The sequence below is a fragment of the Candidatus Nitrosocosmicus agrestis genome, from assembly GCF_008389435.1.
GTDB classification, from domain to species: Archaea; Thermoproteota; Nitrososphaeria; order Nitrososphaerales; family Nitrososphaeraceae; genus Nitrosocosmicus; species Nitrosocosmicus agrestis.
The window spans coordinates 118,876-141,579 of record NZ_VUYS01000008.1 but is presented as its reverse complement, the minus strand read 5'-3'; the positions used below and the strand labels follow the sequence as shown (position 1 = coordinate 141,579).

Sequence of the window (22,704 nt, the reverse complement as noted above, 5' to 3'; positions counted from 1 at the left end):
GTTAGATCAATTCCTCCATTTCAAACAATGGTATGATAAATTCATCAGCATTATAGACAGATTTACCCCTGAGAACACGTTTCATCCAAGAATATATTTCGGATTTAGAAGATCCCATTTTTCTTTGAATTCGGATACAATCTATCAGTAACCTCGACATTTGTTCGTCTTTATCTTGAATTTCGATTCGAATTTTTTGGAGGTTTTGTTTACATTCTTCCATTTCTTTTTGAATGTTTGTATATTTGGAAACTGACATTCTAGTCTCTAACACCTCCTATATTGGAATATTCTATTGACAATCTTTTGAGCCTGGGGAATTCTATTTCTTCCTCAAAATTCATTGTACTTCTTGGACACCTCCAATTATTTCCTCGTCAGATTCTGTTGATTCTGACAGAATAGGACGTTCGGGGACTTTAGAACAGGTTATACGTTCCTCAATTTTTTTGACACGAAAATCAAGATTTTCAGCAAACATGGCTATTCTTGAGAGGTGATCTACTGTTCTTCTTAGCTTCTCTAATTGTCCTTTAAGTAATACTTCTATTGCTGTTGTTGCTGTTTGTCCTTGATGAACCGCTCCGTTACTGCTGTTACTCGATTGTGGCGAGTAAGAGTTATTATATTGTGATTGATTATTGTTTCCTTGTTGTTGTGGTGAACCAGGACGTTTGTTGTAGAACTTACAACTGTGAACCTGTCCTGTGTTCAATTCTTTGAATCTGTTTGCGATATTATCGAAGTACGCTACTGTATTACATCCTTCGTTTTTGCATTCTCTTACCCGAATTTCTTCTCCCCATGGAGCAATTTTGGTCAAATAAGCAGACATTTTTAGATTAAACACCTCTTTTTGGTAAATTCTGCATCTGCAAGACTGATTGCAGTTTTTAAAAGATCCTTAGAATCTATGTCAAACTGGGGAACATCATTTTTACTTCTTTTCTTGGCGGTCTTGATTATTTCTTCATAAACGAAAGTCCTAAGTATTTTGGTGTAAGTATTAGCATCTGGGGAGGTTGCATACTCGTTAGCATTGGACAGGTTATTCTTTGTTACTTGATAGGTAGGCGTAGAATAACTCATTTTCTAGTTTGCAACCTCCTTATTACATTGATGTAATGCGGCTATTTTCTCTTCTATTAGCATCTTTATGACATATTTCTTTGGCAATTCATAATAATCTGCTAAAGTTTTCAGTTTCGTGTTGACTTTATGAGTTATCATTACACTCGCACGCTTGTCTGGCGATAGTGTTATGTTTTTTTTGGCATGTTGGTCTAATTTCAACATACAATTTATCTAATTATCAAATATTTATATTTTTATTATTGAAAGGTTCAATATATTACATAATTTCTACATATTTTCTGCATAATTCTCACATAATTTCCACATAATTTTTTCACACTCCAAAGTGTTAAATAGTTTCTAAATGCATCTATAGTTGGTATTATGATAATTTGATAGAAAGGATTGCGGAATCATAGATATAATCGATTCATTATAAAGTAAAATAATACAAAAGAAAAGGGAAAGTTGATGTAGGATTATATTATTCGCTTTTAGCGAATGCAAGCAAGATGGATTTTTGAGTTTCTGCCTTTTATCTTTCCTTAGAATAGTAGCTAACAACACGTTATTTTTGCTTGATTAAAAACAAAACAAAACAAAACAATCACAATGAAACAAGAAATTATCAAGGTTTTAGATATGATGAAGGGATTGAGATATTTTGCGAACAGGCTGGGCCAATAGAATGTCTGCAAGTAAAATTTACAGCGGCATTACCCGAATAAATAAAACTTGATCTAAAAAGGTCAAAACAAAGGCTGGAAGAAAAAAATTTACTATACAGAGATGGCAGGTAGTCCAGACTAGCCAAGTTAAAATTGGAGGGGATTGAGAAAGATAGAACTAAATGAGTAAATCAAAATCCGTAAAATCCGTTGACAATAGCAAAAAAGATGCAGACTACTACCTCAAAGATCACTATGATAATGTTTTATTGATAAGGGATAATCTTTTGAAAAAAGATATCGAGATATTTGTCAAAGGTGGATCACTTCACTGCGACCATGATGAGGTCATGGGTTTTGGATGTAAACACATAGAATTTGTTCATTCATTAGATGAAGTAGAGAAATTAAAGAGAGCGGGGAAGTTGAGGTAATTTTGAGATGTGCTTATGTATGTATTATACATATACACAGGATAGATTATACTGATGGATCCACCACCACATGAAGGTATTGGTATAATCTATCCTGTGTCCGTAGAAACCGAATGGTTGAATATTCAGAGGATAAATAATGAATATCATCAATTAAAGTTTTTTCCCAATTATCAGATCATATATTATAGTAAATATGTGGGATGAACCTATTGTATATGAGCCTACGGTAAAGGATGAAGGTTTTTAGGTCCATCCCACAACATTGGACATTTTATGACACTGGCAACTTCCCTTCTTTTTTTAAAAGTTGCAGGGTAAGCTACGTTATGAACTATTAAAGTTTTTTGTTCAAAATCTAGAAATCTGGAAAACAGAAAAGTTGTGATGATAATTAAAAAAAAGGATTTTTAGAATCCTTAAAGTAATAAGTAGATCAGAGAGGGAAGGAGAATTGTAAAGGCATCAATTAGAAGTTCACACGGGGAACTTTCTCATGCTTTTGTATTCTTATTGCGCTTCTCAACGCAAGGACATTTCTCATTTGGTAATGGTAGGATCAAATGAAGGTATGAGCGAATGAATAGATGGACATGTGTGGATATGAATTCCTTCTAATTTTTTCCTTACCTTTGTGCAACCGTCATCACCGTGCTTTCAAATGAGGTAGTAGTATATTAGATGAACAAGCGATCGTCTGAATGACTGATATTACAGGAGTGGATCACTTTTTGTAACGATACTTATCATATGAATGTAGCCTTTACTTTTGTTCTACTTTTCTATTTGCGTTTCAAGCTGCTTAAGACTTTGATGGATACCCTGGAGTTTATGGTAAATCATAATATAGTAAAAATATTATTTATCGTTGATCTAGATTTTCATTTCTTATTTTAAAAGTAGAGAAAAATGCGGGATGAATCATAAAATGAAAGACAACATATTTCAAGTTTTGATTCATCATACCACATCAGGTGGAGTCGAACCAAACACCTAACAATACTATTACTTTGGCAATCAATTATAATTGCGATAGAAATATCTAAAATAATATGCATGGAGAACCTTATTCTCGGTCAGAAAAATTGACTTCGAACTATGACATTGGTACACATTATGATAAAATACAAAATTTCAGAAATCAAATTAAGTTATTTGTTGAAAAGGAATTTAGCAAAGAAAATATACCAATAGCAACAAAACCTAATTTAGGATTTTATTTTAACGATGATTATAGAATGTTATTAGATATACAATTAAACGGCATAGGAGATTGTTTATATAATAACAGAGATATCGGTCCATTGAAAGATAGTTTTAGACCTGCAATTACGATTAATAAATATGGCAATATCCTAATAGGCAATTTTTTGATAGGTAAAGGTGATGAATCATTGAAAAATAAAATAGTAAGAGTGGTGAAGGAAATTCCTTATTCAAATGACTTTTTTTCAATGTTTTCAGATATTTATAAAAGTTATATACAAATAGAAAACAAATCTAAAGGCATTGAAGATAAATTAAATAATATTATGGATGATATCTATAGACATAAATACAAAACTAAGGTAAAATGTTGTCCTAAAAAATTTATTTTCTTTTAATTTTCTTTACTTGCATTTTCAATCAACGTTTTCCACTTGTTCTTGCCTTCTACTATAATCCCGCATCTCTCAGCGGGTGTCTGTCCTTTCAAGGCTTCATGTTCTCTTATGAAGTTATGATAAATCTGATAACCCTTCAAGATAGGTGTATCCATCTTCTTTAATCCCCTCATAGTCTTCTCTCTGTCTCGGATTTCACCGTTTAATCTCTCCATTTTGTTATTGTTATGATCTCTGTAAAAAGATATGTCTAATGTGTCTAGTCCTTGGTTTTCTCGCAGTATAAAACTCCTTATTATATGCGATATGAAAGTTTGGTGCTCCGTCACTAATTAGGGTATTTGGTTTTTTATCTGCAATTTCTTTTCCTTTATGAAATAGTGGTCTTATGTCAGCATCATACTTTGTCTCGGCTACCTGTTGGGCTATCCAGAATCTTGTCTCATCGTCCATGAGAGCATAAAGGTATTTCTTGTTTCCTTTTACCTTGAAATACAGCTCATCGGTTCTCCATGCAGTTGATACCTTCGGAGTAATCTTTTCAAGATATTTCTCCATTAAGGAAGTATATTTGTCAATCCAGTTGTAAATTGTCTGATGGCTTACTTCTACTCCCAACAGTTCAAGAGAACGTGAGGTATTCCTCAAAGATTCTCCTGAAAAGTAAAGTTGTATTGCTGTGGTAATTCCCTGTGGATTATGTTTCATTCTTTCAAAACCTAAGTTTATGGTAAAACATTTGTTACAATCCTTACATTGAAACTTTTGTAACTGTCCATGCTTGTTCTTTCTCAAACCGCATTTAACTACTGAATTGGACTTGCAGTATTTACAACCACTTATATTGATGGGTTCAATTTTCTGAATTTCAATTACTACTGATTTGCGAATTTCAAGGCTAAACTCGACAGCATAAACGTGCTTGCATTTAACCCCTCTGAACATGTGGTCAGGACATGAGCAAATCCAACCCAATTCGGTAGAAAGTATAGAGTAAACGTCTTTACCATTTGAGGATTTAATTTCATAGTTAATTTCATCAATTCTTTTTACATTGTTTTGCAAAAATTTACCCGATTCTTCTCTGTGATTGGATAGTTATTGTTTGCTCATGTCTATACATTATATAGACTAATATTTAAGCGTTTAGACAATGTATATACTTAAATATTTTAGATGTTTAATAAAATAAGAATGGCAAAATTTAAGACTAAGTTAAGTAAATGGGGTAACTCCGTTGGATTAAACTTACCAAAACCACTAAGAGACACTTTTGATTTGAAAGAGGGTGATGAAATTGAATTGGAAGATAAAGAAGATTATATTATTTTAAGAAAAAAAGAATAAATTGTTAATGATACTCAAATTAAATGCTTTCTGTGTTTTCTAACATAAATGAGTATCAAAAGAACAATCCAGACTTGTATTCTGACCCTTGGAAAGTAGTTGAAAGACTATGGATTCAAGCGGGTATTTTTGCAGGAGCTGCTCTTGGGTTATCTTTTGTATTGTGGTTGCTACGAAAGTAGCTTCCACAATATAGTATTGTTCTACTTAGCTTTATCCATTTATGTTATTTCTCCAAGAAGTATTTTTTAGCGGTTTCACTAGCCATTTCAACTGCAAGATTTTTTGCCATTATTCCAGTTTCTTTTCCCATCTTTGTTAACAAGTGTTTGAATTTAATTGTAGCAATTTTTGTTCGTGGAGTTTCATTAATAATGTCGTTAATGTTTTTCTTAAGATCTTCTTTATTAGTTTCAGAAAGTTTTTCTTCAAAATCAATCAATTCTTCTAATGCATTAATTTTTGATTTAGTCCAAGGATAAGGATTGCCACATCCATAACAAAATGATGGTGACTCCATTTGTATCGCGTTAACAAAATTTGGAATATACATGTCTCCATGAATTGGATTTTTACAATTTTGACATTTATTAATTGTAGGTTTACCACAATCTTTACAAAACCCCATTTTAGTTTCAAAAGATTCTATAGAATCGGATATAATATGCCCATTAAGACAAATTATGGCATGATAATAAGTATTTTCACCAATTCTAATCAATTAAATCTGTTATTATGAAATCAGTTATTTTATAATTCTTATTTTCTTTCATCTGAAAGTTTTTTACAGTTCTATAAAGATGTTTGATCTGACGACAAGTTTACAGAACCCTTAATCACCTGAAATAAGTATGAATGACAGAGATTAAGGAATTTCTTGAACTTTTCTCGAGTGTAAAATCAAACAACGATATGAATGCAATCAAAGAGCTTGAGCAAATTCTCGACTTAACTCCAAATGACGATGAGATTTATGTAGTTTCATATAATAACGCGAGTTAGATCAATTGGAAAATCTGGATATAAATAACAAAAATAGCCCAATTTTTCGCAATATAATTGATCCAAATGATGCAACAAAAAGACAACATCTAATTAGTGAGATTAAAGAAACACTTGAAAGTGCTGTAATTACATATACTGCAAATGTAGGCCAACCAGGATCAGGAATAATGTTGCAAGATGCCATTCTCATGGAAGATATTCTTAGAACCGTTTCAGACCAGAAAAAAGGTGTTTTAATGTTAACTTCATCTGGAGGAGATCCTAACGCAGCCGAAAAGTTGATGCAAATGTTTAGAAAAAGATTTCCTGATAGTTTTCAAATAATTGTTCCATTTTACGCCAAATCCGCCGCGACTCTCATGTGTTTAGGCTCAGATAAAATTTGTATGGGATATGGTTCAGAATTAGGCTCAATTGATCCACAAATACAATTAATTGGAGGCGAGGGATTCATTCCTGCAAGAGCGTATTTAGATGGATTAAATGACATAAGAAAAAAGGTAAAGGAGGAAGGAGACCCAATAAATCTGTATTATGGTATGCTTCAGCAACTTAAACCACAATATCTTGCAATTTGTCGCACAGCAATCGATGAATCCCGAATTACGGCACAAAAATGGCTTGAAGAATATATGCTAAATGATAATCCCGAACAAGCCAAACTGGTGGCAAACTGGCTTTCTGATGGTACAACTTATCGATCACATGGAAAACCTATTGATTTCAAAGAAGCAAAAGAAAAATTAAAACTCAATGTTGATGAATTAGATAAAGATTCGGATCTTTGGCAAAAGATTTGGGAGGTATTTTTAAGAACAATCTATCATGCACAGGTTACAAATAATGCAAAGTTATTTGAAAGCAAAACTAATTCCCTTGGAATGTCTGTTAATATAGCTTCAATTGGGACTAAGAGAAAATAAAATACTAAAATGTTAATTCATATTCCCAACTTCTCCCTTATCTCTGCTAATTCAAGACTCATTCTAGATAGATCGCTTTCCCTTTCTTTGTAATAGTCTACCTGTTTTTGTAGTCTGTTTTCGTTTGAGATTGTTAGCAAATCTACAGCTTTTAGATATTCTTGCAGTATTTCCTCATCCTGCGGCTTGTAATAGACTTTATCTAAGCCTGTGTCATGCCCTACCAACATCTCTCGTATCGTTTTATCAAGATTGGCTCTCTGCATCTGAGTTATTGCGAAAATGCGCAGAGAATGACAGGGATGCAATTCATGTCTAATTCTGGCAGTTTTTCCCCTTTGTAATGGAATTGATGATTCAGTCATTAGTGTTTTTTTCCTAATACCGAGCTGATGGAGTTTGGGAAGCATGATTTTAATATTAATATTTAGAGGTGTGATAGGTTCAGTAGAGTGAATATAGCCTGTTTTATCAAATTGCTTTATTATAAGATGAGTTTCTCTCGGTATCCAATTACCAGTATTGGGATCTTGTTTCAAGTTTTCACCACATCTTTTCCTCAATTCAAGATATTCATCTATTGCTTTTGCTGTTTCGGGTGTACAGAATGTTTGATATTTGGATTTTTGAGAATTTGCATATACTGTAATTTGGTAAACATGAGTTCCCTTTGTATCTATGATCCATTTTTTAAGATTTTGTAGTTTTATTTCGGCCAGTCCGCCAACCCTCATACCTGTAGATGCAAGAATTAAAACAACAACTCGATCTCTTTTATCACAGATTTCCAAAATTCTGGAAATTTCTTCCATGGTGTAAGATCTATATTCAAATTTTAGTGTATTTTCTCCAAGGAATTTTTTTATTTTTCGTCTATTTATTACAATATCATTTATCGCAAAGAAATGTGTCAAAGATGATAAGAATATGTGAGATGATGAATAACCAAGTTTATCGCCTTCTTGTTGTTTTATTATCTCTTGTATTATTTCAGATTCAATAACTTTAGGATTTTTTGATATAATATCATCAAGAGAAAGATTTCTGTTTACTTCTGTGTTTAGGTATTTGGCTAGATTAAATGAATAGTTATTTTTGGTGGAGTATGATTTTAGCGAACCTATGAAATTTCTATAAGCAGGATGTCTGAGGTATTTTTGTAAATATCTTTCATATTGTTCTAGCTCTTTAGGCTCTTGCCCCTGATTTAAAGAAAAATCATTTTGTTCACTATCCGATACGGTCACGCCATTATTGATATGTTTTTTTGCCATCCTTACTGGATTATATGGCAATTGCTAGCTATTAAATATACTATATAGTTAAAATAATTCCTATTGTTTTGGATATATGTTTAATATATCGACAAATTCCATTTTTCAGTTGATTTAAACAAGTAAAACAGCCCATCAATTCTTTTGAGAGTAAAAAATAACAAAATATACAACTCGATCCTGTAACAGAGAAAAATTTCAAAAAAAGATGTATATAGTTGTAGCAGAACGGTAATGCTGCAGGGCACAGGGCAAATATAACCCTATTAAACCAGATCGTAAATCCATCGTTTTTTTTCATCACGCCTTAGTTCATACCTGAATAAGGGATTAAAAAAATATTGATAAAAACTATATAATCTCTGCAATATGACATGTTTCTAAACCCCCACTAGTCTTTTTTCTTTTACACTTGTATTGTAACAAGGATTTGTCAATAATCTCTTTATATTGATATAATTAAAATAAGACAATGGTTTTCTGCAGAAACTGCGGTGGAGATCTTCCCTCAGAAAATGCCTCATTTTGTCCCTCATGTGGAAAACCTCAAAACAATGCCAATGCCGTTGCTATTGCGACCAGAACCAAAAGTACCAAGGCAGCAGTGGCAATTGCTTTGATTGCGGGGATAATAGGTTTTAATGGCATAGGACATTTATATATAGGGAGGCTAGCAAGAGGAGTTTCGCTACTCATTATAGGGTGGATATTTGTTGCATTGACATTTTTTTTCATACCATTTGGAATCGTTTATCTAATATTTTGGATCTGGCAAGCTTACGATGTAAATATCAAAGCTAAATATTTTAACACCTATTTACTAAATAATGGAAAGGCTCCTTGGTAGTATCCCCTATTTATGGCCTAAGTCAGAGAAATAGCGTTAAAACAATCATCGATACTAAATGAGGCTAGGCAACTACTTTACTTTTTCCAAAATTTGATAATTATATGGTATTTTGGAACAAATATTCCTCTTGTCATGTAGCAAATATTTCATAATGTTTAAATTAACAAACTTTCCTGTTAATTCAAATTCTGGATTGATATAAACATGGCGAAATGAAAATAACTTTTGATTGCGGTACATAACCAACTTTTTATCAAAGCGAACAGTATGGTTAATCAAGATACATCAAACTATAAATCACTTGACACAATAATTTGTATTGCAATTGCCAAACCAAGAAGATGATGATTCTACCTTTTTGAAAGGCATACAGCAAAGGGTTGCACTTAGCATTGAAAATAATGGTTTGTTCATCGATTTATCTACAGACTCTTGTAGAAAATTTTTACAACGAAAAGTAAACTCTAACGCTAATATAGTCGTAATGTATGTAGATATTGCAGGTTCCACTCAAATGTCACGGGACATATCACCGGCGAACCTATCTTTAATAATTCAGATTTTTTCCCAAGAGATTAGTCTTGCGGTAGTTAAGTTTGGCGGATATGTATTAAAATTTGTTGGCGATGCAGTAATTGCTTTGTTTCCTTCGGATTTCAATCCCAACCAAGCAATCCAACATTCATTGGAATGCGCAACGCACATACAGGAAACAATAACTAAAGGAGTTAATCCCATCTTTCGCCAGCATTCTTTAGGTGAAATTGCCATAAAAATAGGCATCGAATATGGTTCAGCCTTGGTTATACTATATGGTAAGAACATCAACCATGCACATATAGATTTGATCGGGTTTAGCATCAGTATCGCAGCTAAAATAACCTCGGTGGCCTACCCAAACGAAATAGTAGTGGGTGAAAACGCCTATAATAACATAGACAGTTCATTAAAGAAATCTTTAGTTACACTTTATGATAACAATTCAAAGTGGACATCGACTATGAAATTTAATAACAACCTTTCATATCGCATCTACAAATACACAAAAGAGCAAAATAAAAAAAATAATTAATTCCAGATGTGATTTTACTTTTTAAATATTTTTATTGCCTGAGGAGGGCACACGTTTTCACAAGCCAGACAAAATATGCAGTCTTTTTCTCTAATCATAAATGGCTTTCTTTCTGATGCAGGATGACCTGGCGTATCCAACCATTCATATACGTTAACAGGACATGCGTCAATACAAGCACCATCTGATACACAAATATCAAAATCTACACAAACATCTGTTCCCCAAATACCTAACTGACCCGGAGCATCGTACGGTCCCCATACTTGAATTCCCTGAAACTTTCCGGCAGGCTGTCTGGAGGATTTAAACCCTACATCTATAGGACCTTCAGCGGCGGTATGATTAGTTCCAGTACCGGTCAATTGAAGCGTCGTATTTTCCGATAAAGGAACGGTTACTGGAGTTTCCGCTTGTGGTTGAGGAGGCGACACTTCTGCGACAGGTGTTTCCAGCTTTTGCGATGCATTTTGAGGAGGAGGTGACGATGCAGTCAAAGGTTTTTTATCATCTGCAAGATTCTTCGATGAATTGGCCAGGGGTGTAATTTGTTCCAATTTTTTAATGGCTTCTTCTTGAGATAATTTCTGAATCTTTTGATAATATCCAATCAGTTTCTGGCCAATTTTTGTATTTCTCAAGATATTATCGATTATAATTTTAGCATTAATATCGGCTTTTTGCCTATAATTCTTAACCCAGTAAAAGTCTCCAAATGCCTCTATCGGTCTAATTTGATATATTAAATCCAAGACTTCTCCAGTAACAATTTCAACGGTTACATAGAGTTCTGCAGATTGCTCTTGATTTGTAAAGATATCGAATTCTTTTTCTACCCACTTTTTTGTGACAAAAACTCGATCTGCGAATGTGTCCAAAGTATATCCAAAAGATTTGAGTTCATTCATAATCCCACTCATTTCCGACTGTCCATAAAGATCAACAGGCAAACGGTAAATTCCTAATTTTGCCCCGTGAGTTGGATAAATACCTCTTTTTGCAACTTCAGATAGCATTACCCAGACCTTGTCTGATAGCAACAGAGACATTGAATACCAGTACTCCCCAATAAGGATATTAAAAGTTATTTGTTTTAAAAAAGTTCTCTAGTCGCTATCAGGACATGTCAATTCCCTTATTTCACGATATTTTTTTTCCATTCTTTCGGCAGCTTCTAAGACATGATCAAGATCATATTTTGACTTTGGATATAGCCACCTTATGGGTACCTTATGACCCCTTCCATCCATATCATAAATAATACCTTTTTCTAACGTGATTCCTGTCTGCTCTTCAGTAAAAGTATCTTTTATTTCCAGGCCTCTTTTTGTTTTATCATACAAAATATAAGAGTGATTGTCTTCGAATATAAAATAGAACCTTCCTTTTCTAATAGGATCATCCATTGAAAATGAAGTGCTGGAGTTGTCACTCATTTTTAGTCTATAATCAATCCTATTTTTCTATTGGATTGCCAATCATATTTCCCCATTCCGTCCATGAACCATCATAATTTTTTACAGAGGGATATCCCAGCAAATACTTTAATACAAACCAAGTATGTGAGGAACGTTCTCCTATTCTGCAATATGTTATTATATGCTGATCAGGGTTTAATTCATGTCCTTGGTATAATTTTTCAAGTTCTTCAGCAGATTTAAAAGTGCCATCATCGTTTAACGCTTGAACCCAAGGTATGTTTTTCGCTCCTGGGATATGACCCCCTCGTTGGGCATGTTCCATTGGATATTCAGGAGGTGCAGTAATCTCACCTTTGAATTCCTTTGGGGATCTCACGTCTACTAACCCGACTTCCTGTTTTCGAAGCGCGCGTTTTACATCCTCCAAATATGCGCGAACACCCTCGTCTGGTGCAGACGCCTTGTAAACACTTTGATTTTGAGGTGGTTCATCTTTTGTGTACGGTCTATTTTCACTTTCCCACTTTTTTCTCCCACCGTTAATTATTTTGATTTTCTCATGACCAAAATATTTGAATACCCAAAAAGCAAAGGCAGCAAACCAATTGTTAAAATCACCATAAAGTAATAACTCATCACTTTTCTTAACACCCAAACGGGACATGAGTTGCTCAAATTGTTGCTTATTTATAATATCTCTAGTGGAATCATCATTGATATCTTTTCTCCACCAAACCATGTATGCGTTCGGAATATGACCCTCTTTATAGGCATTTTCAACATCGTAATCCACTTCCAATATTTTTATGTCTGGATTATTCAGATTATCGTTAACCCAATCAGTCTCGCAAAGTACGTCCTTGTTGGCATAATCTTTACCCATACTTTATTTACAGCGTTTGAATATTTAATAGATTTGGAAAAGCTAGATCAATTCTCCATATTATAAAAACAATAAAATAGAACCAATAACACTCTTGAATAAATCATTATAGATGGGCCGGTAGTTTAGACTGGTAGAATACCTGCCTTGCATGCTAAAGGCAGAGGAAACGTAGGTGGTCGTGGGTTCAAATCCCACCCGGTCCACCTTATTTCTTTTTGATTTTCAGTTCCCTCTCTGTTACAATGATATCAGAATTTCAGAGTTCATCATTAGATAAACAAGTTCACAGTTCTTTCGCTGAACGAAGTGTAATCATAGTTGGAGAACCAAAAAATCGACGCTGAGTTCCATTTTTGAGGAGATATGTAAAAGTCATTACAGATGTATTCCATCGAGCATTATGCCCTATTAATCAGACATAAATAAACACCATTTTGCTTTGCAGAATTATGATTCACACCTCTAGATCGATACCAAAAAATGATATAGTCGTGTGGAAAAATACAGATTTTTATTTTGCTCACAGCAAATACGATAGACATTTTAACAACTACTCAAGATCTGACAAATAAATTTGAAAAAACCACTAATACTTTAGAAAGAAAAAATAGATAGATGGTTTTTTCCGGCCGTATCATTTACTTTATTTTATCTCTTTTTTGGGAGGATATTAAGTTGTCAAAAGGCTGATGAATTATCGCGATTTTTTTCGCTGAACATTTTGTTAACGATTCTTTATGTGCTATATATTATCTTTTTTTATACGAAATTTTAGGAAATATTTCCCGCTTGATTATCTCCTTTTCTATCGATAATCTCCCAGGCCCGGAGATCGCAAGACTAATCGAAATGGACATTAACAACAAATCAACTTCAAAACCCCCTTGTCCCATAAAGCTATTCCCTGCTTTTACTATCAAGATAGCGCACATCATTTCAACTGCGAACAATATTGCCACTACCCTAGTAACTAAACCAACTATTAGCAAAATTCCACCGATTACTTCTAATAATCCTATTAAAAGTGCCAAATCAGCCGGGATGCCAACAGAGGCAAAAAAACCCTGAGTTCCCAATAAATCATTAAATTTTGGCATACCATGAAGTATGAAGGCCACTCCTGCCATTATTCTTATAGGTAATGGTGAGAAAGCTGAAATCTTTTCGATCTGCATAATAAAAAAGGAAAATCATCCTTTTTATAGATCGGCCTTTGAAGGAAGAATTCCAACATTGGCCAATACTTTTTGTTTGTTTTTCCATTCTATTAGCTAATTATTTAAGTAATTCATAATTTTTTTATCAATAAATCCTCATGGCAAATCCCATGGAAAAACTTAGGATGGGTTTTACCTTTCGCAGAGAAGTATCTTTGTTATAATGTCATAATAGTTGGTGATGCACTAATGACACTACCTGACACAAAATACAGTATAATTTCCTAAGGTAATTATCATCAGTGTGGATTATATTTGGTCAGGTCATGGTTTGTATTCACATTATACTGTTTTGGCAGCCACACTAATTCATATTGCAACCGCATTTTGAATTGGAATTGTAATGAGTTTCTCTATATAAATTTGGACGACTTTAGATAAATAAGCCATCAAATGGATATATTATGTTTGTATACTTCTACAGTTGTTTTTTTATTTGTTTAGGGTCATAATAGTCCAGCAATTAATTTTCAATTTAGAATCTTCTTTGGCCATGGTTTCGATTGACTCAAATTAACTTGACAACATGTATCTGAAAATAATTGCGAGAACTTGATTACCGCATTATTTCAAGGTTTTGCAAGAAATCCTATTTTTGGATCTTGAGTTAATTCTATCTGCTCATATTTTTAACCCAGAAAAGAGGCTCAGGTGTCTAAGAAGTGAAATTTCATTTTCGAGTCAGTGTAATAAACAAACATCTGAGAAAAAGCCATGATGAAAAGATTCCCAAAATAAAGGAAGTAATACTAGTTGGCGGCTTTTGGGAAATTGAAGTATTTAAAAAAACGCAACGCAATAATGATTATTTAACTCCAAATTCCAAATATCAATAAGTTACCTATTGACAGTGATGGATCGAGTGGACATCTATAGATTCCAATGCATTCAATAGTAAAAACGGCAACCTTTTCACTCAAAATCTTTATGAATACTAAATAGATCTACTACAAATACGTATGAATTAAAATTAAGTAAATTTATCGACAAAAATTCTACATAGAAAAGCAATTACTTTGACATATCAAAATTAAAAAAATAAGAATTTTATCAAAGGTGGTCGTTAAAAGTTTAGTGAAAAAGTATTTTGTACATAATACGCGTAACACTATAATATTATTTTTTGTCATGACATCAGCCTTTTTGGTCTTGGGATCATCATTTTTTTCTTCTGGATATGCTCAAAACAACTTGCAACACATCCCAGGATTCGTCACTATTGGTTCTGAAGTTGATAATGACAATCCAAACGAGAAAAAGTCATCAGTAACTTCCTCAAGTAATCAACAAAGATCTCCTCAGACTTTTGAGACTGGGATGGAGCAAATTAACAAGAATAATTGGATTTTTATTAATCATGACATTTTTGGAACAAGGAATAGTAATCAAACCGATATAGGTAAATCCAATGTTGATGAGCTGGTTATAAAATGGAGATTTAATAATACGGTTGAAATTCAAGAGCCTCCACTTATAATTAACGATGAGGGCTACTTTCAAGACTATCTTGGCAATGTATTTGCTATAGATCTTTCTACAGGTAAATTAAAATGGAAAACTGAAACTAACGGTGGACCAACAATGGGGCTGTATTTCTCGGACGGCATTATTTACTCAACGGTGGGTACAGAGGCAAAAATAGTTGCAATTGATGCTTCAAACGGAGATATACTATGGGAATCTCCCAAATTGGGTGATACCAGTTTAGGTTATGCTATTAACTCTCCACCTCTTATTTGGAATGATTACGTTTTGGCTGGTTCCGGAGGAAGCGGATTACCTCCAGGTGAAGGCTATGTAAAGGGAAACGTAACAGCTTTGAATAGAACCAATGGAGAAATTATCTGGAATATAGATACCACTTCAGGTGACTGGGTTGATCCTGATAAAAATCCGCCAAATGGAGGGGCTACTGCTTGGTCTGGTGGGTCCATAGATAGCGATAATGGAATTGCCTATATTCCCTTAGGCAGTGCATCGCCGAATTTTAATGCAAGTACAAGGATGACACCTAATCTGTATTCAAATCATATGGTTGCTATAGACATAAAGAATGGCAAAATTATTTGGTCAACTCCATTCATTGCACATGAGACAGTACTGGAAATTGCAGTGCCTGATACACATGATTGGGATACATCTTGGGGCAGCAGTGTTAGCAATGTGAAATTTGATAATGGAACTCAAAGAAAATTAGTGATAGGTCACGATAAAGGCGGAAATTTAATTGCTATGGACGCAAAGACTGGAAAAGAAATTTGGTGGACTACGTTAGGAAAACAAATTGATATTGATAAGATTCCCTCACCCGATGGAACAGGAATGACCTGGTCTTACGGTGTATACAATTATCATGCGGTTGATAATGATACTTTGTACATCACAGCTACAAATCGGGGTCTAAATTTCTTTACTGATGGATTAAGCGGACATAAAGAAGCTCCACACGATTCAATCGAACAGGGCCTTGTAAATGGCACTATTTATGCCATCAGCCTGAAAAATGGAGACATAAAATGGAAGATAGATACTAAATTCCCTCCCAGAGTATCACCTACAGTATCCAATGGAGTGGTTTATACAGGATACATAGAATTTGATGGAAACAAAAGATCAGGCATAGTTTTAGCCCTTGACAAAACCTCAGGTGCCAAATTGTGGGAATATGATGTTAGTGCTGCCATCTCTCCAGTCGGTATTTCAATAGGCAATGGGATGCTATTTGTTCCCACCGACAAAGTAAACTTGCCGGGTAATGATGATGATGTTGGAGGTTCAATAGTGGCCTTTGGATTAAAATAGTTATATTGAAAACTAATCCAAATTACTTTTCTGCTGAACAGTGTAAACAGTACAAAGAAATAGAGTTGGTTTTAGGATCTCTTGTTTTTATAGTACAATTCTTACATTGGTCCTTCAAACATGAACCACAACTTCTCAATTCGTTGTCACAGATCACTTTTTCGCAAATCCTACAAATGTCAAAGTGCTTATTACAAACTGTATTATTGCAGTGGGTACAACGTTTAATTTCATTTCCCCTTGCCACATCAATATTTTTTTCACAGACAATACAGATCTTTTTTGCTTGTGGCATTTTTCCTCAGTTACCTCAAGTAATAATTCCTAGTCATCTATATTTAATACTATTTCATTGATGCATATACAAAAAATACAAAACAGATTTCGATAATATGAAAGACATTCGATAAGACAACAGGTTTTACGATGATAAGCGATGCCTTACTTTGCCTTTGAAAGAATTAAGTTAATTTATATGATAAACTTTGAATTGTTGATAAATTATCATAAAATTTTTCCCTAGGTAATTTTAACAAGATTTTTTTATCTATATGCGTTAGCAATTTTTTAAAAACAAGTAATAGCATGTTAAAACTATCTATAAATCATTTTTCAGATTTATTAATAAACTCCATTTGTGTAAATATCCTATAAAAGAATTATTTAATTACTATTTAATAGAAGATCATTGTATTACAACAATCGGTTTTAAAAGTACGAAAATTTTTTAAGAATTTTAAATAAATCAAAAAATCTGTATAACTTTAGTTATGAAAAATATTATTATGATTACTTTAATTACTATGGTTGCATTATTTATAGGTATAAATACAAATTACTCTTTTGCTAATAAGATGGATAAGGATAATTATGCTAATACCTTTGACGATATGAAGGACCAAGAAACCTCGGATGTAAACCAAGATAATTATCAGAACAATCACTGTCAAGATAGCGCAAAGTGCGAAAATCAATCCCTAGAACAATTAAACAATCAGAACAATCACTGTCAAGATAGCGCAAACTGCATAAATGAATCGGTTTCAAATATTTTTGTTTGTGAAGAAAAATCCCTATGTTTGATTCAATATGAGGGACCATTTGAATTGCTAAATCCATACTAACAGTTTTAGTGGATAAATCAAACTAAACTAAGGGTTCAATTATGCGGCAGTCTATCAAAACCGTTGATGCCAATGTATACAAGTCGAAATTAGAGTAGAAGGACTTGCAGTTAACTACAATTTTAATCTATTTGTTTTGTTGGAAAACATTTTACCTCATAAAAAAATGACGAGAAAGGATGATATCTTTTATAGTTGCTGATATCAACAAAGTTTAAAAAATTAAAACTCCAGTTGGATCATATGAAAGTACAACAACTAATCTGCGACAAATGCAAGATAGTTCTTTTGGAAAAGGATTCAGTTTATCTTGAGGAGGAGAAATTCCCTATTACTAGTGAGGAAGCAAAAATGATAGACAAGGAACATAGAGGCCATGAATGCCATATAGAACTAGTAGAAAAATTTTCATAATTGCGAGACTAATTAACATTAGGTTTAATAATGAAAAATTCCAAAAACCTATGGCAATGAAGAAAATTTTTTATGATATTGATGATTAAAAAATGTTATCCCTCGGAGCCATCGAATGATCAGATAAAATAGTTAGATAACAACACGAGTATAAGAAAAAAAATTCACGATTGAAAATATTCTGCTTTATGTTCTTCACTACAAAAATATTCAATTTTTTTTACACCCATATTTGCATCCCCATCTATATGAGACCATGCTTGATTTTCATCTACAATCTTACCACAAAATATACAAAAAACATTAACTTCATCGGTGGTATCATTGGGTTCATAATTGTTCACAAGTAGCCTTAGCCTAAAGCCATATTTAATGTAAAATTAGTGAAAGGATTTATTTATGGTAAAGTAGTAGTTGAACTAATGTCTTTCTTCGGAAATGCAGCAGGCAATAATAGTAAAAAACGAGATAAATATAAAGAACTGACTCTTGCTATAAAGCAAATAGTACTTGAAAGAGCAAAGCATAGATGCCAAGACTGCTCAAAAAAATTATCTGGAACCATCTCCCCTAACTTTGTTCGCATTAATGGCTCTAAAAAAGACAACAGACCTGAAAATTTGAGGGTATTATGTCCAGAGTGTTATGAAGATAAAGCTCCTAGTAATGATAATGGAACCATGTTATCCTCTTTTAAAAAGATATTTACAAAATCATAATTTTTTGTTTTAATTCATTTTAGAAATGAATAAACTTAGATAAATATAACTGCATTAAAGTTTTTTTAAAAAAATAAGAATAACTCAGGCAAGCTCAGCTTAGCTCAGCTCAAAGGATCCTTTCATAAAGGGATGTACAGTACAAAAGTAGTCATATTTCGCTTCAGTCAAAGTAGAAGTGTCAAGTACATATTTTTTTTCTGTCATTATCAATGACGAGTCAAATGATTTACCGTCATCAGCAAAACTTGTAACGGTGTGAGGCACGTTATCGTGATTTGTCCATTCAATGGCCTCACCCTTTTTGGCCTTTATAATGGCTGGCTCGTAGCTAGGATTTCCTTGACCAGATGCACCAGCAGGGATTGTGGCTGGGACGATAGTAGTATTAACAACTTTTGGCATTGCGGTCTCCGTCCCAGATGAAGAAGTCGAGTTATTTTCTCCTCCAGTACTTGCAGTAGCAGGAGCAGACATCCAGATACTGCCAATGAGCACTGAAGAACCAACAACCATAATTACTACACATGCAGCAGAGATTTTTACAAACTGTGCCATTTTCTTGTAAGAAGCAATAATGATTATAATTGACGGTATGCTTATAGTTGCCACAATTGCAATAAATGAAAAAATAGATGGGACTTTGGTACTAACTTGAATCGCTCCAATTATCCCAGCTGAGATAAATAATACTAGAATAATTCCAACTGCCATCTTTGCCTTTTTTGATGTTGGAAATCCATCCTTAAACAAGCCAGCAGTTAGAAAAATTAAACCAAAAAACATACAAAGAATGGACACGGCATGCATTCCGTCCATGAAAGTCTTTGCAATTCCAGACAACGCTATGGCTACTCCAACCGCACCCACGGTTGTTAATCCAGCTCCAGGCATTAACAAGTCCCAGTCTGTCATGAATATGATAGAGGTGGAGATAGCATAATTAATACTTTTTTTATTGGTATCTGTATGAGTTATAAAGCAAGTTTTATTTTAGAACTCCATGTCTACTCCTTCTTCCATTAAATTAGAACCTGCTCAAAATAGTTTCCTTAATAATCTAGTTAAAGAAAATAAACCTTTTGAAACTTGTGCCTTTTTATTGGGAAAAAAATTAGACGATATGTTCATTGTCAAAGAAATAGTACCAGTTGAAAATGTAGACTCGTCGAATGTCAGGTTCTCCATAGAAGATGAAAAGCTCTTACAAATCTACACCTATTCAGAGAGTATCAATCTTCCGGTAATTGGAATTTTTCACTCTCATCCTTCGGAGGCATTTCCATCTAAGACTGACAAATTCTATATGGAGTTAAATCCTGTACCTTGGATAATAAAATCAACTACAACAAATGAAACACGTTGTTTTATTCTAAACGATTATGTAAATAATACAAAATCCGAATTTACAGAATTAGAAATAAAAATTAAGGACTAATCCTCACGGTATCTCTTGGATATAGAACGGTTTCACGTATATTATTTTCACCCATCAACACCATGAGGAGTCTATCAAGTCCGAGGCCACACCCAGAGTGAGGTGGCATACCCCATTCAAAAGCTTTTAAATGGTTACTAAACCCCTCTAACGATAAACCTTGATCCTTTAGCCTAGCCTTAAGTTTTGAAACATCATGTTGTCTTGTTCCACCCGAAACAAGTTCAAGGTAACCAAACTGAAGGTCAAATGATTTAGATAAAAGAGGGTTATCATCATTCTCGTGGATGTAAAAAGGCTTCAACGCAAGGGGCCAATCCGTAATAAAGTAAAATTTATCAAATTTTTCACCTAATTTCTTTAACGAAAGATCAGTTAAATCATCTCCGAATTCAACTCTTTCTCCCAAATTGTTAAGTTCATCAATACATTCCTCATAGGTTATACGACGAAACGGCTGGTGAACTAGATTGTCAAATATCGTTGAATTATAGATATGATTATTGTCATTATTTGTTTTACCCGAATGACCTGCAAATGTGAGAATTTTTTTGACCAGCTCCTCAATCAGATCCATAACTTCAGAATAATCCAGGTATGCTGCTTCCAAATCTACACTCTGAAATTCATTTAAATGACGTAGAGTGTGAGAATTCTCGGCTCTAAAGTAGGGCCCAATTTCAAAGACTCTTTCTAAAGATAGTACTAATTGCTCCTTGTAAAGTTGAGGACTCTGAGCAAGATATCCCTTTCTTTTGAAGTACTCAAAAGAAAAAAGGTTTGATCCCCCTTCACTTGCACTGCCAATAATTTTCGGTGTATTTACTTCAGTAAATCCATTCTGAAAAAAGAATTCTCGAATAGTCCTCAAAATACCTGATCTCATCAAAAAAATGTTAAGGACTCTGGAATTTCGCAGGTCAAGTGCCCTATTATCTAGTCGGGTATCCAAATTAGATTCCACTCTTCCGGTAGGATCAATTGGAAGAGAAAGGGTAGCCGCAGAAAGTACAGTCATCCCATCAACTTTTAGTTCCACCTCAAAGTTCTTTGACTTTGTATCTTGAACTATTCCGGAGATTGAAACATTACTCTGTCTGGGGATATTTCGAGCATCGAGTAAAATTTTACCTAATAGAACACATTGAACCAAACCGGAAGTGTCTCTAAGCATAATGAATCCGAGTTTACCAATGTCCCTAAAATCTTCTACCCAGCCAATAATACGTATTTCTTGCCCTATGTTTTTCTTAGATAGCTGTGCTGCCAAATGAGACCTCTTTAATACAGATTTAATAGATTCATTTATTCCAGTCATCCCATAGGAAGGGAATTAAGATCCATCTAATTAAATTAACTGAAATATTTTTAATATACTTTGTCCAAAAATAATTAACTATCCGTTTCTACAATCAAATCAATGTGTCTTACAGTCATTGAGATTTTTTTTATGGTTTCGAGTCTAGATTCTTTTATACTCTCGATATCGGATTTACCTATAACCACCCGTGTAAGTTTACTTCCATCTGGTAACCAAACTAAATTTACAGACTCTAAATGGATAGGATGAAAAAGACTCTCCAGAAATCTCCTATCATTTGAGTCAGATTCGACTATCCATACATTTCGACCAAATGCCTTGTTTATTGCACTTGAAAGATTAGAATTGGAACGTATTGATCTCACGTCAGAATTCTTCATAATTAATATCTGCTCATTACCTATTACATTAGCAGAAAATAAAGTCATTTTATTTATTTCAGAATTTTTTTGAGCTAGTTTGCTTAGAATGATAGCGGCCTCAACATCGGCCTGGGTAATTTGACCTGTTTCCAATTTGTTTTCGCATAAATTGCACAGAATTCCTGTTTTTGCATCAAATGTGCAAATAGGAGTTTTTAGCACCACTTATTAATTATTAAGTATATGGACTTAAATATCTTTGATTTAATTAACTAAGATTTAACTCTGAAAAACTAATACATGCAAAACATCGTGTTCTTTAATGAGGACCGCAACGAAAGAATGATAATCAAGTTAATCTGAATCATTCAATTAATTTATCCACATCTAGGTAAAAACTTCATATTATTAGGTAGGTTTTTGTTTGCTGCTGTTGTAAGATATGGTTCACCGCTGTCAGTTCTTTTCATTGCAAGAACCCTGACCCTTATCCCCATAGCGTTGATGTAATAAATTGCTTGTTTGGACCAGATCCTTTCAGCGATTGTTTGAATATCAACTATTTCCTGATCAACTCCTACATGTGTAATGGTTCCCTTAGAATCCTTTTTTATGCAATTTATGATATACTCGGCAATCATAGTGGCAAAATTATTATCACTATTACTTAGACAAATAAATTTCTTAGTTTGAACTTACAGAAATTCAATGCTACTAAACTGATAATTGAAATCTTACTGTTAGGAGGC

General features: G+C 33.6%; 32 protein-coding genes and 1 tRNA gene. 16 read left to right on the top strand and 17 right to left on the bottom strand.

Features of this window, described 5'->3' with window-relative positions; genetic code table 11:
- Position 1: 1 nt before the first annotated feature.
- From F1Z66_RS07035 to F1Z66_RS07020, 4 genes are all read right to left on the bottom strand, one after another.
- Positions 2-259, bottom strand: coding sequence for a hypothetical protein (locus F1Z66_RS07035; protein WP_149862894.1), 258 nt, complete (start codon positions 257-259; stop codon positions 2-4).
- An 81-nt stretch (positions 260-340) separates the two neighbouring features.
- Positions 341-835, bottom strand: a complete 495-nt coding sequence (locus F1Z66_RS07030) for a hypothetical protein (RefSeq protein WP_149862893.1) — start codon at positions 833-835, stop codon at positions 341-343.
- Between the two features lie 2 nt (positions 836-837).
- Positions 838-1,089 (bottom strand): hypothetical protein, encoded by a 252-nt coding sequence (locus F1Z66_RS07025; RefSeq protein ID WP_149862892.1) that lies wholly within the window; start codon positions 1,087-1,089, stop codon positions 838-840.
- A 3-nt stretch (positions 1,090-1,092) separates the two neighbouring features.
- Entirely contained in the window at positions 1,093-1,296 is a 204-nt protein-coding gene (locus F1Z66_RS07020; RefSeq protein ID WP_149862891.1) for a hypothetical protein, read from the bottom strand.
- A gap of 356 nt (positions 1,297-1,652) precedes the next feature.
- On the opposite strand from F1Z66_RS07020, the gene F1Z66_RS15360 reads away from it, so the two are divergent.
- The 3 genes from F1Z66_RS15360 (at position 1,653) to F1Z66_RS07010 (ending at position 3,780) form a co-directional block, all read left to right on the top strand.
- Positions 1,653-1,802 carry a hypothetical protein gene (locus F1Z66_RS15360; RefSeq protein WP_154670505.1) on the top strand — a complete coding sequence of 50 codons (150 nt, stop codon included), beginning with the start codon at positions 1,653-1,655 and terminating at the stop codon, positions 1,800-1,802.
- A 122-nt stretch (positions 1,803-1,924) separates the two neighbouring features.
- Positions 1,925-2,176, top strand: a complete 252-nt coding sequence (locus F1Z66_RS07015) for a hypothetical protein (protein WP_149862890.1) — start codon at positions 1,925-1,927, stop codon at positions 2,174-2,176.
- Between the two features lie 1,085 nt (positions 2,177-3,261).
- Complete coding sequence (locus F1Z66_RS07010) at positions 3,262-3,780, top strand: hypothetical protein (RefSeq protein WP_149862889.1); 519 nt, start codon at positions 3,262-3,264, stop codon at positions 3,778-3,780.
- On the opposite strand, the gene F1Z66_RS07005 is transcribed toward F1Z66_RS07010, so the two are convergent.
- Positions 3,777-3,995 (bottom strand): hypothetical protein, encoded by a 219-nt coding sequence (locus F1Z66_RS07005; protein ID WP_149862888.1) that lies wholly within the window; start codon positions 3,993-3,995, stop codon positions 3,777-3,779. The two genes, F1Z66_RS07010 and F1Z66_RS07005, sit on opposite strands and share 4 nt — an antisense overlap.
- A 10-nt stretch (positions 3,996-4,005) precedes the next feature.
- Positions 4,006-4,845 carry a DDE-type integrase/transposase/recombinase gene (locus F1Z66_RS07000; RefSeq protein WP_149862887.1) on the bottom strand — a complete coding sequence of 280 codons (840 nt, stop codon included), beginning with the start codon at positions 4,843-4,845 and terminating at the stop codon, positions 4,006-4,008.
- Positions 4,846-4,974: 129 nt separating this feature from the next.
- Here F1Z66_RS07000 and F1Z66_RS06995 point away from each other — a divergent pair, with 129 nt between their 5' ends.
- Both F1Z66_RS06995 and F1Z66_RS15355 read left to right on the top strand, forming a co-directional pair.
- A complete protein-coding gene (locus F1Z66_RS06995; RefSeq protein WP_159357318.1) occupies positions 4,975-5,127 on the top strand; it encodes an AbrB/MazE/SpoVT family DNA-binding domain-containing protein in 153 nt (50 codons plus the stop codon).
- 23 nt (positions 5,128-5,150) lie between these two features.
- Positions 5,151-5,309, top strand: a complete 159-nt coding sequence (locus tag F1Z66_RS15355; protein WP_154670504.1) for a hypothetical protein — start codon at positions 5,151-5,153, stop codon at positions 5,307-5,309.
- 44 nt (positions 5,310-5,353) lie between these two features.
- On the opposite strand, the gene F1Z66_RS06990 is transcribed toward F1Z66_RS15355, so the two are convergent.
- The gene (locus F1Z66_RS06990; RefSeq protein WP_149862885.1) at positions 5,354-5,848 is read right to left on the bottom strand and encodes a DUF2321 domain-containing protein; all 495 of its coding nucleotides are present in this window, start codon (positions 5,846-5,848) and stop codon (positions 5,354-5,356) included.
- Between the two features lie 134 nt (positions 5,849-5,982).
- Here F1Z66_RS06990 and F1Z66_RS15350 point away from each other — a divergent pair, with 134 nt between their 5' ends.
- Entirely contained in the window at positions 5,983-6,129 is a 147-nt protein-coding gene (locus tag F1Z66_RS15350) for a hypothetical protein (RefSeq protein WP_154670503.1), read from the top strand.
- A gap of 5 nt (positions 6,130-6,134) precedes the next feature.
- Positions 6,135-7,055: an SDH family Clp fold serine proteinase gene (locus F1Z66_RS06985; protein WP_149862884.1), complete on the top strand. Its 921-nt coding sequence runs from the start codon at positions 6,135-6,137 to the stop codon at positions 7,053-7,055.
- A gap of 17 nt (positions 7,056-7,072) precedes the next feature.
- Here F1Z66_RS06985 and F1Z66_RS06980 read toward each other — a convergent pair whose 3' ends face one another.
- On the bottom strand, positions 7,073-8,350 hold the full coding sequence (locus tag F1Z66_RS06980) for a site-specific integrase (protein WP_149862883.1): 1,278 nt from the start codon (positions 8,348-8,350) through the stop codon (positions 7,073-7,075).
- A gap of 451 nt (positions 8,351-8,801) precedes the next feature.
- On the opposite strand from F1Z66_RS06980, the gene F1Z66_RS06975 reads away from it, so the two are divergent.
- Together F1Z66_RS06975 and F1Z66_RS06970 are read left to right on the top strand one after the other, a co-directional pair.
- Entirely contained in the window at positions 8,802-9,176 is a 375-nt protein-coding gene (locus tag F1Z66_RS06975; RefSeq protein WP_149862882.1) for a hypothetical protein, read from the top strand.
- Between the two features lie 322 nt (positions 9,177-9,498).
- Positions 9,499-10,251, top strand: coding sequence for an adenylate/guanylate cyclase domain-containing protein (locus tag F1Z66_RS06970; RefSeq protein ID WP_159357319.1), 753 nt, complete (start codon positions 9,499-9,501; stop codon positions 10,249-10,251).
- A 14-nt stretch (positions 10,252-10,265) separates the two neighbouring features.
- Here F1Z66_RS06970 and F1Z66_RS06965 read toward each other — a convergent pair whose 3' ends face one another.
- The 3 genes from F1Z66_RS06965 to F1Z66_RS06955 are packed head-to-tail and all read right to left on the bottom strand — an operon-like array spanning position 10,266 to position 12,555.
- On the bottom strand, positions 10,266-11,300 hold the full coding sequence (locus tag F1Z66_RS06965; RefSeq protein WP_149862880.1) for a 4Fe-4S dicluster domain-containing protein: 1,035 nt from the start codon (positions 11,298-11,300) through the stop codon (positions 10,266-10,268).
- A 57-nt stretch (positions 11,301-11,357) separates the two neighbouring features.
- Complete coding sequence (locus F1Z66_RS06960) at positions 11,358-11,687, bottom strand: hypothetical protein (RefSeq protein ID WP_230207480.1); 330 nt, start codon at positions 11,685-11,687, stop codon at positions 11,358-11,360.
- 19 nt (positions 11,688-11,706) lie between these two features.
- Positions 11,707-12,555: a sulfurtransferase gene (locus F1Z66_RS06955; RefSeq protein ID WP_149862879.1), complete on the bottom strand. Its 849-nt coding sequence runs from the start codon at positions 12,553-12,555 to the stop codon at positions 11,707-11,709.
- Between the two features lie 114 nt (positions 12,556-12,669).
- Between F1Z66_RS06955 and F1Z66_RS06950 the strand changes: the two genes are divergently transcribed.
- Positions 12,670-12,761, top strand: a tRNA-Ala gene (locus tag F1Z66_RS06950).
- Positions 12,762-13,307: 546 nt separating this feature from the next.
- Here the strand turns inward: F1Z66_RS06950 and F1Z66_RS06945 are convergent.
- Complete coding sequence (locus F1Z66_RS06945; protein WP_149862878.1) at positions 13,308-13,733, bottom strand: DoxX family protein; 426 nt, start codon at positions 13,731-13,733, stop codon at positions 13,308-13,310.
- A 704-nt stretch (positions 13,734-14,437) separates the two neighbouring features.
- Here F1Z66_RS06945 and F1Z66_RS15345 point away from each other — a divergent pair.
- From F1Z66_RS15345 to F1Z66_RS15340, 4 genes are all read left to right on the top strand, one after another.
- Entirely contained in the window at positions 14,438-14,611 is a 174-nt protein-coding gene (locus F1Z66_RS15345) for a hypothetical protein (protein WP_154670502.1), read from the top strand.
- 238 nt (positions 14,612-14,849) lie between these two features.
- Positions 14,850-16,577, top strand: a complete 1,728-nt coding sequence (locus tag F1Z66_RS06940) for an outer membrane protein assembly factor BamB family protein (protein ID WP_149862877.1) — start codon at positions 14,850-14,852, stop codon at positions 16,575-16,577.
- Between the two features lie 785 nt (positions 16,578-17,362).
- A complete protein-coding gene (locus F1Z66_RS06935) occupies positions 17,363-17,701 on the top strand; it encodes a hypothetical protein (RefSeq protein ID WP_149862876.1) in 339 nt (112 codons plus the stop codon).
- Positions 17,702-17,944: 243 nt separating this feature from the next.
- Entirely contained in the window at positions 17,945-18,115 is a 171-nt protein-coding gene (locus F1Z66_RS15340; RefSeq protein ID WP_154670501.1) for a hypothetical protein, read from the top strand.
- Between the two features lie 164 nt (positions 18,116-18,279).
- Here the strand turns inward: F1Z66_RS15340 and F1Z66_RS06930 are convergent, their stop codons facing one another.
- Positions 18,280-18,459 (bottom strand): hypothetical protein, encoded by a 180-nt coding sequence (locus F1Z66_RS06930; RefSeq protein WP_149862875.1) that lies wholly within the window; start codon positions 18,457-18,459, stop codon positions 18,280-18,282.
- Positions 18,460-18,498: 39 nt separating this feature from the next.
- On the opposite strand from F1Z66_RS06930, the gene F1Z66_RS06925 reads away from it, so the two are divergent.
- Entirely contained in the window at positions 18,499-18,834 is a 336-nt protein-coding gene (locus F1Z66_RS06925) for an HNH endonuclease (RefSeq protein ID WP_149862874.1), read from the top strand.
- 99 nt (positions 18,835-18,933) lie between these two features.
- Here F1Z66_RS06925 and F1Z66_RS06920 read toward each other — a convergent pair whose 3' ends face one another.
- Complete coding sequence (locus F1Z66_RS06920) at positions 18,934-19,728, bottom strand: cupredoxin domain-containing protein (RefSeq protein ID WP_159357321.1); 795 nt, start codon at positions 19,726-19,728, stop codon at positions 18,934-18,936.
- A 109-nt stretch (positions 19,729-19,837) separates the two neighbouring features.
- Here F1Z66_RS06920 and F1Z66_RS06915 point away from each other — a divergent pair, with 109 nt between their 5' ends.
- Positions 19,838-20,272, top strand: a complete 435-nt coding sequence (locus F1Z66_RS06915; protein WP_149862872.1) for a M67 family metallopeptidase — start codon at positions 19,838-19,840, stop codon at positions 20,270-20,272.
- Here the strand turns inward: F1Z66_RS06915 and aspS are convergent.
- The 3 genes from aspS to F1Z66_RS06900 form a co-directional block, all read right to left on the bottom strand.
- Positions 20,262-21,590 carry an aspartate--tRNA(Asn) ligase gene (gene aspS, locus F1Z66_RS06910; RefSeq protein WP_149862871.1) on the bottom strand — a complete coding sequence of 443 codons (1,329 nt, stop codon included), beginning with the start codon at positions 21,588-21,590 and terminating at the stop codon, positions 20,262-20,264. The genes F1Z66_RS06915 and aspS overlap by 11 nt on opposite strands.
- 74 nt (positions 21,591-21,664) lie before the next feature.
- Positions 21,665-22,108, bottom strand: a complete 444-nt coding sequence (locus tag F1Z66_RS06905; protein WP_149862870.1) for a hypothetical protein — start codon at positions 22,106-22,108, stop codon at positions 21,665-21,667.
- A 224-nt stretch (positions 22,109-22,332) separates the two neighbouring features.
- Positions 22,333-22,596 carry a DUF3892 domain-containing protein gene (locus F1Z66_RS06900; protein ID WP_149862869.1) on the bottom strand — a complete coding sequence of 88 codons (264 nt, stop codon included), beginning with the start codon at positions 22,594-22,596 and terminating at the stop codon, positions 22,333-22,335.
- Between the last annotated feature and the right edge of the window lie 108 nt (positions 22,597-22,704).